Genomic DNA, 14,456 nt, shown 5'->3' on the forward strand with positions numbered 1-14,456 from the left:
CTCCTGAATTGTCAGTTTCCCGTTGACGTGGGATCATCGCCGGACAGCACCAACGAAGGGAGACTGTTGCCTATCATGTCGGATACACCGGAGAGGTTCAGGGAAACAACCGCCGAGGCCTGTGTCGAGGCCATCATTCAACGGGTGGGCAAGACCCTTGTGGTGGGCCTGCCGCTGGGGCTGGGCAAGCCGGTACGCCTTGTCAATGCGCTCTATGAGCGGGCCCGGCAGGACAGCTCCATTGACCTGCATATCCTCACCGCCATCTCGCTGCTGGCGCCCCGGGGCAGTTCGACCCTGGAGCGTCGGTTCCTGGATCCTTTCGTCAGGCGCCTGTATGGCGACGTCCCGGAGCTTGCCTATGCCCGGGATGTGCTGGACAAGCGTCTGCCCGACAATGTGCGAGTCTCCGAGTTCTTCTTCAAGGCGGGCAGTTTCCTCAACAACGAGGACCAGCAACGCCACTATATCTGCACCAACTACACCCACGCGGTCAGGGACCTGATGGCCCAGGGGGTGAACGTGGTCTGCCAGATGGTGGCACCGGCCCGGGAGGAAGGGGGCGACCTGAGCCTGAGCTGCAACCCCGACCTGACCCTGGACCTGCTGCCGTTGCTGAGGCAACGGGAAACCGCCGGCCACCGGGTGGCGGTGGCCGGGGAGCTCAACAGCAACCTGCCCTGGCTTGGACACCAGGCGGCGGTGCCACCAACGGATTTCGATGTGCTGCTGGACCAGCCGGATACCGACTATCCCCTGTTTCCGGTGCCTGAGGGTTCCATCAGCCCGGCGGATCACCTGATCGGTTTCTACGCCAGCACGCTGCTCAGGGACGGCGGTACCCTGCAGGTGGGTATCGGTTCACTGGGGGCGGCGGTGGTCCACAGTACGATCCTCCGTCACAAGCACAACGATCAGTGGAAGGCCCTGTATGAACGGTTGCGGGTGGCCAGCCGCTTTCCTTTTGTGACCGGCGAGGGGGAAACCGGCATCTTCCGGGAAGGGCTGTACGGCTGCAGTGAGATGATGGTGGATGGCTTCATGCACCTGATGCAGGCGGGCATCCTCAAGCGGGAAGTGTTCGGCGACCTGGAGACCCAGGAACGGGCCAACCGCGGTGAGCCGGTGAACGAAACCGGAGTGGTCCTGCACGGTGGTTTCTACCTGGGCCCCGGCGATTTCTACCAGTACCTGCGGAATCTGGATGAGAGCGATCGCCGCCGTATCGCCATGACCAGCGTGAACTTTATCAATGATCTCTATGACCATCGGTTCGGCAGCCAGCGGCTGAAAGTCGCCCAGCGTCGCCATGCCCGGTTCATCAATTCGGCGATGATGCACACCCTGTCGGGGGCGGCGGTGTCCGATGGTCTGGACGATGGCCGCGTGGTCAGTGGGGTGGGCGGCCAGTACAACTTCGTGGCCATGGCCCATGATCTGCCGGGGGCCCGTTCCGTCATCACCCTGCGCAGCACCCGCCAGAGCGGTGGCGAGACGGTGTCCAATATCGTGTTCAGCTATGGGCACTGCACCATTCCCCGCCACCTGCGGGACATCGTGATCACCGAGTACGGCCTGGCGGACCTGAGGGGCAAGCCGGACGAAGAGGTCTACCTGGCCCTGATCCGCATTGCCGACGCCCGCTTCCAGCCGTCACTGCTGGCCCGGGCACAGAAGGCCGGCAAGGTCCGCAAGGACTTCCGTATACCGGACGCCTGGCGGGAGAACACCCCGGGCCATGTGACCCGGATGCTGGGCTCCGTCGGGGAGGGGGACGCGTTCCCGCCATTCCCGTTCGGCTGCGACTTTACCCCCGAGGAACTGACCCTGGCGAAAGCCCTGCAGGGACTGAAGTCGGCAACGGCGGACACCCGTGGTAAGCTGCGCACCTTTGCCAGGGCCCTGCGCGTGGATGTGAAGCGTCCGGAGCTGAAACCCTACCTGGAACGCATGGGGTTACTGTCCGGTGGAGGGCCCTCGGCCTGGCTGAACCGCCGGCTGCTGACCGTTGCCCTGGAGCAGGCCGGTGCCCTTGAACAGCCCGACGCCCCTTGAACAACTTTGAGAGTCCCGTTACTGATGCAACGACCCATGATCTATACCGTCCACTACCGCCTCAAGAACCAGACCGGGGAGGTGGTGGACACCTCGGAAGGGGGCGAGCCCCTGCACTTCCTGGAAGGTTCCGACAATGTCATTGAGGGCATCCAGAAGGCGGTCAGCGGACGCTCGCCGGGGGACTGCCTGGAAGCGACCATACCGCCTGCCCTGGCCTATGGTGAGCATAATCCGGACCTGATCAGGAAGGTGCCCCGTTCCGCCTTCGAGGGGGTGGAGAACCTGCAGGTGGGCATGAAGTTCCAGACCAATACCGGTGAGGAAGCCCAGGTGGTACAGGTGGTCGGCATTGACGGCAACCTGATCCGGGTGGATGCCAACCACCCCCTGGCGGGTTTCACTCTCTACTTCGACCTGGAGATCATCTCCGTACGCGAGGCCACCGACGACGAGGTGGCCGCCGGGCAGCCCCTGACTCCCGCTTCCTGATGACTGCTCCGTAGCCCCTCGACGATTACGTCCCGGACCCGGTTGCTGAGGTCCCGGGCGCTCTCGCCGGGCTGCGGCACCACCGGCTGGTGCCAGGTAACATGCACCGACGGTGCCGGTGCGGCCAGCATGCGTATCAGATGGTGATGGAATTCGTCGTCGCCAATAAACGGAGCGATGTGGCATGGGTCACCTTCCCTCAGGTAGGCGATGCTGACCGGCACGATGGGAACGTCCGCCGCGGTCGCGGCGCCGATCAGTCGCGGGAAGAAGGGCAGTACCGTCAGGCCCGCGGAGGTGGTGCCCTCGGGGAAGATCAGCACTGACTCGCCCGCCTCCAGGGTTCTCCGGATGTCGTCCCGCCTTTCCGCGGCTTCACCGCTGCCCCGCTTGATGAACAGCGTCCCGGCCTGCCGGGCCAGCCAGCCCACCAGCGGCCAGTTACCCACTTCCGCCTTGGACAGGAAGCGGACCTTCATGAGTCCGCCGAGGACCGGGATGTCGGTCCAGGAAATGTGATTGCTCAGCAACAGTGCGGGCCCCCGGGGTAAGGGGCCGGACTCGTGGATACGCACGCCGATGCAACGACAGCAGCTCTTGAAGCAGATCCTCGCCACCGGGGAACGGTTGAACCGTTGACGGGTCACCAGATCGGCAACCAGGAACAGGGTGGCAACGATGGCAGTGATGCTCAGGATGATTATCAGGAGGGGCAGTCTGATCAGCAGGCGCAACGCCGCCATAGTTATCTCCACATTGGTGCCGGAAGCAGGACGGGGCTGTTCCCCCGCCCGGTGCTCCGGCGTTAGCTGCCCGAACCGCCCCGGCGCATGAAGTGGCGGCTGTATCGGGCGGACAGTTCACTGACTTCCAGCAGTACCAGCACGTCCGCGCACCGGAATTCCGGGTCCCAACAGGGCTCGCCGCACACCCTGGCCCCAAGGCGCATGTAGGCGCGGATCAGCGCCGGGATGTCCACCGGCCTTTCCGAGTCAGCCTGGGTCAGGTGGGGTAGGGCGCGTCGCGGCCAGACGCGGTCGTCTTCGCAAGAAAGATACCGGTCCTGGAGGTGGCGGGCAATACGCCAGGCCCTCAGGCCGCCGTCGGTCATGCTGATACTGGCGCAGCCGATCACCCGGTCGATCCGGTGTTCGATCAGCCAGCCCGCCAGTGTGGCCCAGAGCAGGCTGATGGTGGCACCGTTGCGATAGTCCGGGTGGACACAGGTGCGCCCCAGCTCCGCCACCCGCCCGGGGCGTGACAGTAGCTGTGACAGGTCGAACTCGTTTTCCGAATAGAATCCGCCGGATTCGCCGATCTGATCCTGGCGCAGGATGCGGGTGGTGGCGACCAGTTCACCGGTGGTGCTGTCGGTGACCATCAGGTGATCACACCAGACGTCAAAGGGATCGGCGTCCAGGCCCGGGATGTCTGATCCCAGGTCCGAGTCGTATTCAGCCGAGAATACGTCGTAGCGGAGCCGCTGGGCCTGTTGCACCAGTTCCGGTTCCCGGGTGACCCGGGTCAGTAAACGACGGGAAACAGCAGCGCGAGCGGTTTGGGCAGTCATGGCAAGCTCTCTTTTTGTCCATTTCAGGACAAGGCTATGAAGGGCCTGTGACACCCCCATGACCTCACAATGACGACTTTGTGACGGCGTCAGCTCTCCGGCGCTGGCACTGGTATGGCGGTCGGCCCAGAAGCTGCTATCTTTTGTGACTGAAGGTAACAGAGCGTGGCATCATGTATTTCCCGCATCAGTATGTATAATCGTTGTTACATGATTCGGGTAAGCTGCTGACTTTACTCGTGACGGATAGCGCCCCGGACAGGCAGGCGGGGCGACATATAAAGCAAGGCCGGGGCGCCCCCATGCATGGGCGCTTCCGAACGCATAACAACATAATCAGAGATGGATGGCGTGGAACAGACAAGCGAAAGCTGGAGAATCCTCATCGTCGAGGATGACGAACGTTTGGCGGACCTCACACGGGAATACCTTGAGAGCAACGGTCTGGTGGTCAGTCATGAAAGCCATGGCGGCAACGCCGTTGAACGCATCCGTAATGAACGCCCCGACCTGGTGGTGCTGGATCTCATGCTGCCGGGGGAGGACGGTCTGTCCATCTGCCGGCGGGTGCGCCCCTTCTACCAGGGACCGATCATCATGCTGACCGCCCGCAGTGACGATCTGGACCAGGTGCTCGGCCTGGAAATGGGGGCTGATGATTACGTGGGCAAACCGGTCAAGCCCAGGGTCCTGCTGGCCCGTATACGGGCCCTGCTGCGCCGTGCCGGTGGTCCCGCCGGGGCCGAGGGCGAGGAGGCCGGGGGTGAATCCAGCGAGGAACCGGTACGCCTGCAGTTCAACGATCTGGTGGTGGACCGTTCCATGCGGGAGGCCTGGCTCAACGACGAGAGCATCGACCTGACCAGTGCCGAGTTCGACCTGTTGTGGCTGCTGGCCCGGAGTGCGGGTCGGGTGCTGAGCCGGGAGGAAATCTTCACCGCCCTGCGTGGTATCGAGTATGACGGCCAGGACCGCTCCATTGATGTCAGGGTGTCGCGGATCCGGCCCAAGATCGGGGATGATCCGGTGCATCCCCGTCGTATCAAGACGGTTCGCAGTAAAGGCTACCTGTTCGTCAAGGAAGCCTGACCGACGACTGGGTAGTGCTGCCTGAAGCACTGCCCCTGCCAGCCTCTGCCAGGCCTGCTCATGCCAGTTACCTTCACAATCAAGTTGTTCGCCCGTCTGGCCGGTCTTGCGGCGCTCATTGTGCTGATCTGTTCACTGGTCTGGAGCGGGCTGTCCGCAGTCCGGCACCAGGCCTGGCAGGAGCGCCTGACGGAGCCGCTGATGACGTGGCTGGCCCGTACCCCCATGCCGGAGCGGCAATACCACTGGCTCTCCTCCCTGTACGATTTTCAGGTGACCACCGCCGACGGGTTGGGCCTGGAGCCCGTGGTCCGTGAGAGACTGCTGTACGGGCAGACCGTGGTGCTGTCCGACCAGATCGGCCCGCGGGCCCTGGCCGCCCGGGACAATGGTGGCATCGTCACCATGCGCCTGAGCAACCTGTACCGGGACCTGGCCGAAGCCACGGCAATGACCGTGCTGTGGCACCTGAACGAGGCCCGTCCCGCCGACCGGACCGATACCGCGAGCCTGCTGGCCAGGGAGCTGAATGTCCGGATCGACGCCGTGGACGAGACCGGTCAGCTGCCGCCGCCCGAGGTTCTGGAGGAGGTATCACGGCGGGGGCTGGTATTCTTCGGCGGACCGGAGCAGGGGCAGGTGATGCTGCGGCTGGAGGACGGTTCCCTGATGCGCATGGCCATGCCGGCGGGTTTCCGGTCGCTGCCCTGGCCGGTGTTCCTGCTGCTGGTGGGGCTGGCGGCATTGGTGCTGACCCTCGCCGTGCGTCTGCTCATGCGCGACCTGGACCAGAACCTGCGAACCGTGGAGTCGGTGGCGGTGCGCATCGCCCGGGGCGAACTGGAGGCCCGCATAGAGCCGGGGCAGGGTAATTTGGTATCCCGCCTGTCCCGATCCTTCAATGGCATGGCGGACCAGATCCAGCGGCTGGTGGAGGTGCAGCGGGAGATGATCCATGCAGTGTCCCACGAACTTCGCACGCCGGTGGCCCGGATCCGTTTCGGGGTGCAGATGATCGAGACTGCCAAGGATGAGCAGACCCTGCACCGGCAGCTGGACGGCATCGACAACGATATCCAGGAACTGGATGAGCTGATTGACGAGATACTCACCTATGCCCGCCTGGAGCAGGGCGGCCCGGTGTTCAGCCTGCGCCCGGGCAGCGTGACCGATATCGTGCGCCAGGTGGTCGAGGAGCAGCAGGTTATCCATCCGCAGACCCGTATAGACGCCGTGATCCCCGAGGCATCGGAGGTCTGTGCCGAAAGCGATATCGAACCCCGCTATCTGCACCGGGCGATCCAGAACCTGGTGGGCAATGCCTGTCGCTATGCGTCGGGCGAGGTGAGGGTCCGTTGTCTGCTGGATGAGGAGAACTGCCGCATCGACGTCGAGGACGATGGCCCTGGGGTCCCCGAGGAGGACTGGGAGAAGGTCTTCAGTGCCTTTGCCCGCCTGGATGACAGCCGTACCCGGAATTCCGGTGGTTACGGGCTGGGGCTTTCCATCGTCCAGCGGATCCTGTTCTGGCACGGTGGCCAGTCCTTTGTGGGACGCAGTAACGAACTCGGCGGCGCCCGGTTCAGCCTGGTCTGGCCCCGCCGGCAGTAGGAGTCATCACCGGCCCGGGACGACTGGAGCGCGTCAACCCATAACATGATTTTACAAACAAACACCAAAGCACAACGGACCTTCCCGCCGGATTAACTAGGATGGAAGATGGCAGGGTGATTTGCCCCAGCGGGTAACGTGGTTGTTCTGCCAGGAGTGTTGTTCTTACGAACTTTCCTTGTTTCATTCGTCATTGCATGGCCGGTCATCCCCGATGACCGGTCTTTTTTTTTTGCCCGTTTGCTGGCAGGGGTTGCCGGGGCCTCAGGTGCGGGGGAAGGCGATCAGGTGCTCTGCCTCCACCCGCACGGGCACGTGTTCCCCCAGCCGGAAGTCCAGGTGGCTGCGGAACAGGGCCTCGAACTCGGTCTCGTCCGAGAGATGGAAGCGGTACAGGGTTGAGGTACCCGCAAAGGTTTTCTCGACCACCTTGGGTCTGAGGTCGGAGTCGGCATCGTAGACGATGTCGTCCGGGCGGATCAGGACATCCAGCAGGGTGCCTGGTTGCCACTGGCTGGTCCGCTTGCCGACCAGCCGGCCTAGCTCCGATTCGATGGTGCCGGGGCCCAGGGCGTGGCCCGGAATGAAGGCCCCCTGTCCCACAAAACCCGCCACGAACCGGTTCGCCGGCTCGTGATAGAGATTGTAGGGCACATCCCATTGTTGCACCTGACCGTCCCGGAGCACCGCCACCTGGTCGCACATGGCAAAGGCTTCCTGCTGGTCGTGGGTCACCAGCAGTGCACTGATGCCCAGGTCCTTGAGGATATCCCGGACATCCAGGCTCAGGCGCCGTCGCAGGTCCGCGTCCAGGCTGGAGAAGGGCTCGTCCAGCAGGATCAGCGTGGGTTCGGGGGCCAGCGCCCTGGCCAGGGCCACCCGCTGTTGCTGGCCGCCGGAGAGCTGGTGGGGGTACTGGCCCGCCAGGTCCTGCAGGTGCACCAGTTCCAGCAGGCCGGCGGTCTTGGTGTGCTTCTCCTGGCGGCTCAGTCCCTTCAGGCCGAAGGCCACATTCTCGGCAATGGTCAGGTGCGGGAACAGGGCGTAGTCCTGGAATACCATGCCAATGCGCCGTTGTTCCGGCGGCAGGGTAAAGCCGGGCAGGCTGATAGCCTGGTCATTCAGTCGGATCTCTCCCGTGCTGATGGGCAGGAAGCCGGCCAGGGCCCGCAGGATGGTGCTCTTGCCGCAGCCACTGGGACCCAGGAGACAGCCGATATCGCCATGGCCGAGGGCAAAGCGGACGTCTGAAACCACGTTCTCCGCACCGTAGCCGCAGCCCAGTGCCTGTACATCCAGCAGCCAGCTTTCGGGCGGATTGGGTGGGGACATCGTCGACTCCGCTTCGCTTGCTGTGGCGGGTTACTGCTCCAGGGTTCCCAGGATCAGGAATTCCAGCAACGCCTTCTGGGCATGCAGGCGGTTCTCCGCCTCGTCCCAGACCACGGAGCCCGGGTGATCCAGCATGTCCTCGGAAATTTCCTCGCCCCGGTGGGCCGGGAGGCAGTGCATGAACAGGGCGTCCGGGGTTGCCAGATCCATCAGTGCCGGGTTGACCTGGTAGGGGGCGAAGATGGCCCGGCGGGCATCCGCCTCCTGTTCCTGCCCCATGGAGGCCCATACGTCGGTGGCGATCAGGTTGGCGCCACGGGCCGCTTCCCGGGGATCCTCGAATACGGTGACGCAGTCCCGGTGGCTGTCCAGCAGCCCGCTGTCCGGCGCGTAGCCTTCCGGGCAGGCCACGTTCAGGTGGAAGCCGAAGATCCGGGCGGCGTTGATGTACGAGTTGCACATGTTGTTGCCATCCCCGACCCAGGTTACGGTGGCGCCGGCGATATCCCCCCGGTGCTCCCGGAAGGTCTGCATGTCGGCCAGCAATTGGCAGGGATGGAAGTCGTCGGTGAGGGCGTTGATCACCGGCACCCGGGACACACTGGCGAACCGGTCCACCTTGTCATGGGCGAAGGTACGGATCATGACCGCATCCACCATGCTGGAAATGACCCGGGCGGAATCCTCAATCGGTTCACCGCGGCCCAGTTGGGTGTCCCGGGGGGAAAGGAACATGGCACTGCCACCCAGCTGCGACATGCCCGCCTCGAACGAGACCCGGGTGCGGGTGGACGACTTTTCGAAGATCATCGCCAGTACCCGGTTACCAAGGCTGTTGCGGACCTTTCCCGCCTGCCATTCACGGCGCAGGAAGCTGGCATGGTCCAGCAGGCCCGTCAGTTCATTGAGGGTCAGGTCATTGAGTGTCAGAAAGTGTCTTACTGCCATGGCGATGTCCGTTGTCTTTCCCTGGCCGACAGCAAATAGGAAACCATCCGGGTTGCGGGGTTCGCACCGGCTATACGGCCCTGATTGTGGGGATGCCCCGGCATGGCTCGGATAACAGCGTTTGTAGCCTGTCAGGGCGTTCCTGCTTGTCCTCCGGGACCAAAAGGGTCAACAGCCCCTCGGGACGAAAAGAATCAAGTCTATAGGGTTCCCCGGGGGATGACAATCCAGTGCGGCGTGGCTGCACCTGGCGATTGTTATACCTGAGTCTGTTGGTCGGGATTGGGGTTCCCGTGTACAATGCAAGTCAGTTCGATACCGTTTGAAGAGGTGTGATTGTGGATATTAATGAGCAGATCAAAGGCCAACTGGAAGAAAATCCGATCCTTATCTACATGAAGGGGACCCCCCAGGCTCCCCAGTGCGGCTTCTCTTCCCGTACCGTGCAGGCGTTGATGGCCTGTGGTGAGCGCTTCGCGTTCGTCAACATCCTGGACAACCAGGAGCTGCGGGAGGCCCTGAAGAGCTATTCCAACTGGCCCACCTATCCCCAGCTCTACATCAACGGCGAGTTGGTGGGTGGTTGCGACATCGTGCTGGAGCTGTCCGAATCCGGAGAGCTGGCGGAAATGGTCAAGGCCGCCGCCAAGCAGCAGGAAGCCTGAACCGCCGTCCACGTCCGGGATTGGCTGACAATCCGGGCTTGCAGGCATGAAAAAAGCGCCCCTCGGGGCGCTTTTTTCGTTCCTGGCAGGAATCCGGTCAGGCCTGCTTGCGCAGGCTTCCCACCACGGCATCCAGGGCCCGGTCGATGAGGGCGCCCTGTTCCAGGATGGTGAGGCGGCCCCGCTGCATCTCGTGGGCCAGGTCGACCCGGGTTTTCTCGATGACTTTCAGGCCCATGCGGTTGACGAAGACAAAGCAGTCGGCCTCGTCGATAATCGCGGACAGCTTGCAGCGGAAGCTGGAGCCATTCACCAGGCGGAACTCCACCCACTGACCGACGTTGATCGACTCGATGTGGGGCAGATACTCCGCCACGCCGGCTTCCAGTGGCTCCTCCTGCTCCAGGGTTTCCTCGATAACCGGCTCCTCGGGCTCCATCTCATCCGGCTCCCTGGCCTCTGCCAGCGCCAGGTTGCGGAACGCCTCGGTCAGCTCATGCTTGAGCTGGGCCATCATCTCGTCCAGCCGTGACGAATTGTAGGAGACCTCCTCCAGGCCCGCCCGCAGGGCCTTGAGCAGGCGCGGTACCACCCGTACCCACTGATCACGCTCGTCATCGTCCAGGTGTGGGTAGAGGCACCAGATCAGGTCGTCCACGACACGCACCGATTGCTCCCAGCGATGCTCCACATCGTTGCGCAGATAGGCCAGGAACATGACCCGGCTCCAGCCGTTCACCAGAATGTCGTGAATGGTCGGGGGCACGGGACGGCGGGCCAGTTTTTCCCGGAGCAGGCGGTCCACCGTGTCCTGGGCTTTCTGGGACTTGATGCGGCCTCGTTCGGACTCCCGGGTGCGCTGTTCCACCAGGGAGGCCTTGCGATTCTCCCGGGTCAGGAACTGGTCGAATTCCTCGCCGAGGGTCTCGAACAGCTGGATGTCGCCGTCGAACTCGTCGAGGATCCGGGCGACGATGTTGTGGATCTGCTCGTAGAGTTTATCGCGGGATTTCTCATCCGCGTTGCTCCAGCCGATACCGGCCCGGGCCAGGGAATTCAGCAACTTCCTGGCGGGGTGATTGGCGCGGCTGAAGAAGGACTTGTCCTTGATCACCACCTTCAGGATGGGAATCTGGAGGCGGCTGATCAGTACCTGGATCGGGGCGGACAGGTTGTAGTCGTCCAGGATGAACTCGAACAGCATGGAGACCAGGTTGATCAGGTCCTCGTCCATCTCCTGGAGGGCGGCGTGCTTGCCTTCCTCCGGCTGCTGGCTTTCCAGGACATGTTCAATCAGGTCCCGCAGGTCCACGGTAACCGGTTCGCCGGCGCTCAGGTTGCCCTGGGGGGCGTTCTGCCGGGCGGTATTGGCGGACGCCTGGGACAGCATGTGCAACAGTTCGGCGCCGCCGACGATATGGATCTCGGTGCCGCCATGACCCTGAGGGCCGCCATAGTAGCTGGTGCTGTAGCTGCGGTGGCCCCGCTGTTCAGCCAGTAGCTGACGGATCTGCTGGAACAGGGCGTCGTTTTCCCGGACCTGGTAACTTTCCTGTGCTTCGGCGGCCCGGGGCTGGTCGCCGCCGGTGGTGGCCTGGTGGCCGGAGGATGACGGACCACCACTGGTCTGCGGGGATTCCTGGCGGTTCTTACCCTGATAACGGAAATTGGGCACGATGCCGGCCTGGACCAGGATGCGGTTGGCCTCGTCCATCAGCATGCCGAGGTTGGCCACCACATAGCGGTCGAACTGTTTGAGTACAATGAGCCGTTCGCGGATCTGGATCTCGAACGCACCGGCGGCCTCGGCAAAGGCGCGACAGACATGGTCCGGCAACATCGGGTTGACCGGCCGCTCCTCGGAGGCATTCGGGTAGATCACGGTGAATCGTGTCTGCAGTTGCAGCAGCGGCCCCTGGAAATAGACGCGGGCCTTGGAAATCATGGCGTTAAGGGCGACCTGCTCTTCCAGGTCGTCGTCCTGAACCAGGGACAGGCTCTCCGCCGAGGCGCTCTCCTGATGCTGGAGATTATCCTGGGACTGCTGGTCGGCGTTCGCCAGGGGAGGGTGATCGAACAGCCCACCCACGGAGTGCTGGAACTGTTTCTCCACACCCTTGCGCTTGATGCGGATTTCCCGCATCGCCTCGAAATAGCGGTTCTGCTCGTTGTTGCTGCGGGCATTATTGGCAAGCTCGAACAGGGAATCGTCCACGGCATCGAACGCGCCCTGCAGAAGGTCGCCAAGGCCGGCTACCACGGTGTCCCGGATCCGGGACACTTCCGGAGGAACTGATACCGGCGACCCTGCACCCGGACGGTCGTGCAGGTAATGTATGCCGGATTGTCTGTTCATGGCTGACTCCTGATACGCCTCAACCGGATACGTTACCGAGCTTACTCTCTGGATTGGTACTTTATATGCGTAATCTATCGCAAAATATACTGAGGTTACACGATTAATTATTGTTAACCGGATTGCGGGTTCAAATTCCGGATATCCGGTGTCTCCATTACGCTCCTAATAAACAGGCCGGCCCTTGCGGGTCGGCCTGTTCAAAAACTGATGGCTGTCAGGATCAACTGACGTACTGCGGCCCGATTCCCATGCTCCAGACCACCACGCTGATGGCCAGTAGACCGACAAACATGACCAGGCCCACGGTGAGTACGGATGAGGCAAACATGAAACCCCGTTCTTCCGGAATCTTCATGAGAATGGGCAGGCCCTCGTACAGCAGGTACACCGCGTAGGCGATTGCGGCGGTGCCAACGGCCATATTCACCCAGATATTGGGGTATACCGCGATCACGCCCAGCAGGAAGATGGGGGTGGCGGTATAGGCGGCCAGGGTGACACCACGGGGGGTGGATTCCTTCACGTCATAGGTGGCGGCGAAGAAATCAATGAACTTGCCGATGATGTAGATCCCGACCAGCATGGCCATGTAGGCAAGGGCGCAGAGCTGGAGCGCACTGCCGGTGGTCAGCCGTATCAACTGGGAGCCGCCCACCTGCCAGCCGACCTGTGTGGTGCCGTAAAAGGCGGCAGCGGCCGGAATCAGGGCCAGTAGCAGGATGTGGCCGAAATAGAGCTTGCTGACCGATTCCGAGTCTTCCCGGATCGCTTTCCACTCTTCATCAGGGTGAGTGAACAAACCAACGGTATGTGAAAGGCTCATGGACCTTCTCCTCATCTATTATTGTTGTTGACTGTTGTTGCTGCTGGATACGCAACTATTCACACAACTCAAGTTTTGGGTAGGGGGGTAGGTCCGGTCAAGAAACTGGTTAAATCATGATCTTTCTAAAAAAACGTAGTTAGATCGCATGGATATAAGGGTGGTCAGGCGGTTTTCTTCCGGCGGAAGGGTTTCTTCCGTGGCAGGGGGTGCACGATGGCGGCCTTCACCACATTGTCCTTGATCTGCAGCACCTCGGTGCGATAGCCCCGGATAACCAGGCACACGTTGGTGTCGGGGATGGTTTCCAGGGTTTCCGTGATCAGGCCGTTGAGGGTCTTGGGGCCATCGGTGGGCAGTTTCCAGCCCAGGTCCCGGTTGATGATGCGCACGGCGGCGGTGCCGTCGATGATATAGGTGCCATCGTCCTGGGGAATGATGTCCGGGCTGGTTTCCGAGTAGTCGGTGGTGAAGTCCCCGACAATCTCCTCGAGTATGTCCTCCAGCGTGGCGAGGCCCAGGACGTCGCCGTACTCGTCGACCACGATGCCAAAGCGACGTTTGGCTTTCTGGAAGTTGATCAGCTGGGTGTTCAGCGGCGTGCTTTCCGGAATGAAATAGGGCTCCCGGGAGAGCTGCATCAGCATGGCCTTGTTGACGTCTTCCTGCATCAGCAGGCGGGAGATGTTGCGCAGGTGCAGCACCCCCTGGATGTTGTTGATATCCCCTTTGTAGATGGGCAGGCGGGTGTGCTGGCTGGTGCGGAGCTGGCGCAGGATGTCGTCGATGTCGTCTTCCAGGTCCACCCCCACAATCTCGTTGCGCGGCACGATGATGTCGTTGACCGTGACCTTTTCCAGGTCGAGGATGCTGACCAGCATGTCCTTGTGCTTGGACGGAATCAGCGCGCCGGATTCGTTGACCAGGGTGCGCAGTTCCTCCCGGGAGAGGTGGTCGGAACTGGCGTCTTCCGGAGAAATCCTCAGCAGCTTCAGGATGATGCCGGTAAACAGGTTTACGGCCCATACCACCGGATAAAGAATTTTCAGCAAAGGGCCAAGTATGTAGCTGGCCGGAAACGCGATCTTTTCGGGAAACAGGGCTGCCAGGGTCTTCGGGGTGACTTCCGCAAAAATAAGGATGACGACCGTCAGCAGTATGGTGGCAACGGCAATGCCCGCGTCCCCCCAGAGGCGGATGGCGATCACCGTGGCAATGGACGAGGCAAAGATGTTGACGAAGTTGTTGCCGATCAGGATCACGCCGATGAGCTGGTCGGTGCGCTGGAGCAGCCCCTGGGCGCGACGGGCCCCGCGATGGCCGGTCTTGGCCATGTGCTTGAGCCGGTACCGGTTCAGGGACATCATCCCGGTCTCGGAACTGGAGAAGAAGGCGGACAGGACGATCAGGCCGGCAAGGAGGATGAACAGCGCCGTAAGCGATGCCTCGTTCAAGGGAGCGGGTCCTTATATTGCGGATGAACGGGAAAAATAGGAACGGGGCCGGCGGGTG

The 14,456-nt window shown here is 62.3% G+C and carries 12 protein-coding genes; 5 read left to right on the top strand and 7 right to left on the bottom strand.

Going from position 1 to position 14,456, the window contains the following annotated elements:
* The first annotated feature begins 75 nt into the window (after positions 1 to 75).
* Together RO069_RS09620 and RO069_RS09625 are read left to right on the top strand one after the other, a co-directional pair.
* Positions 76 to 2,055, top strand: coding sequence for an acetyl-CoA hydrolase/transferase C-terminal domain-containing protein (locus RO069_RS09620; RefSeq protein WP_328187077.1), 1,980 nt, complete (start codon positions 76 to 78; stop codon positions 2,053 to 2,055).
* A 24-nt stretch (positions 2,056 to 2,079) separates the two neighbouring features.
* On the top strand, positions 2,080 to 2,547 hold the full coding sequence (locus tag RO069_RS09625) for an FKBP-type peptidyl-prolyl cis-trans isomerase (protein WP_328187080.1): 468 nt from the start codon (positions 2,080 to 2,082) through the stop codon (positions 2,545 to 2,547).
* Here the strand turns inward: RO069_RS09625 and RO069_RS09630 are convergent.
* Together RO069_RS09630 and RO069_RS09635 are read right to left on the bottom strand one after the other, a co-directional pair.
* Entirely contained in the window at positions 2,463 to 3,290 is an 828-nt protein-coding gene (locus tag RO069_RS09630; RefSeq protein ID WP_328187083.1) for a lysophospholipid acyltransferase family protein, read from the bottom strand. The genes RO069_RS09625 and RO069_RS09630 overlap by 85 nt on opposite strands.
* Before the next feature lie 62 nt (positions 3,291 to 3,352).
* Complete coding sequence (locus RO069_RS09635; RefSeq protein ID WP_328187085.1) at positions 3,353 to 4,117, bottom strand: GNAT family N-acetyltransferase; 765 nt, start codon at positions 4,115 to 4,117, stop codon at positions 3,353 to 3,355.
* A gap of 342 nt (positions 4,118 to 4,459) precedes the next feature.
* Here RO069_RS09635 and RO069_RS09640 point away from each other — a divergent pair, with 342 nt between their 5' ends.
* The gene (locus tag RO069_RS09640; protein ID WP_328187087.1) at positions 4,460 to 5,206 is read left to right on the top strand and encodes a response regulator; all 747 of its coding nucleotides are present in this window, start codon (positions 4,460 to 4,462) and stop codon (positions 5,204 to 5,206) included.
* A 60-nt stretch (positions 5,207 to 5,266) separates the two neighbouring features.
* Positions 5,267 to 6,817 (top strand): ATP-binding protein, encoded by a 1,551-nt coding sequence (locus tag RO069_RS09645; RefSeq protein WP_328187089.1) that lies wholly within the window; start codon positions 5,267 to 5,269, stop codon positions 6,815 to 6,817.
* A gap of 264 nt (positions 6,818 to 7,081) precedes the next feature.
* Here the strand turns inward: RO069_RS09645 and RO069_RS09650 are convergent, their stop codons facing one another.
* Both RO069_RS09650 and argF read right to left on the bottom strand, forming a co-directional pair.
* Positions 7,082 to 8,149, bottom strand: coding sequence for an ABC transporter ATP-binding protein (locus RO069_RS09650; protein ID WP_328187090.1), 1,068 nt, complete (start codon positions 8,147 to 8,149; stop codon positions 7,082 to 7,084).
* A 30-nt stretch (positions 8,150 to 8,179) separates the two neighbouring features.
* Positions 8,180 to 9,097, bottom strand: a complete 918-nt coding sequence (gene argF, locus RO069_RS09655) for an ornithine carbamoyltransferase (RefSeq protein WP_328187092.1) — start codon at positions 9,095 to 9,097, stop codon at positions 8,180 to 8,182.
* A 338-nt stretch (positions 9,098 to 9,435) separates the two neighbouring features.
* On the opposite strand from argF, the gene grxD reads away from it, so the two are divergent.
* The gene (gene grxD / locus RO069_RS09660; protein WP_328187094.1) at positions 9,436 to 9,762 is read left to right on the top strand and encodes a Grx4 family monothiol glutaredoxin; all 327 of its coding nucleotides are present in this window, start codon (positions 9,436 to 9,438) and stop codon (positions 9,760 to 9,762) included.
* A gap of 97 nt (positions 9,763 to 9,859) precedes the next feature.
* On the opposite strand, the gene RO069_RS09665 is transcribed toward grxD, so the two are convergent.
* The 3 genes from RO069_RS09665 to RO069_RS09675 form a co-directional block, all read right to left on the bottom strand.
* Positions 9,860 to 12,118: a DUF1631 domain-containing protein gene (locus RO069_RS09665; RefSeq protein WP_328187096.1), complete on the bottom strand. Its 2,259-nt coding sequence runs from the start codon at positions 12,116 to 12,118 to the stop codon at positions 9,860 to 9,862.
* A 223-nt stretch (positions 12,119 to 12,341) separates the two neighbouring features.
* Positions 12,342 to 12,944 carry a Yip1 family protein gene (locus RO069_RS09670; protein WP_328187097.1) on the bottom strand — a complete coding sequence of 201 codons (603 nt, stop codon included), beginning with the start codon at positions 12,942 to 12,944 and terminating at the stop codon, positions 12,342 to 12,344.
* Positions 12,945 to 13,108: 164 nt separating this feature from the next.
* Entirely contained in the window at positions 13,109 to 14,398 is a 1,290-nt protein-coding gene (locus tag RO069_RS09675) for an HlyC/CorC family transporter (RefSeq protein ID WP_328187098.1), read from the bottom strand.
* Positions 14,399 to 14,456 lie beyond the last annotated feature (58 nt).

It is taken from the genome of Marinobacter sp. OP 3.4, assembly GCF_036224885.1.
GTDB lineage: Bacteria > Pseudomonadota > Gammaproteobacteria > Pseudomonadales > Oleiphilaceae > Marinobacter.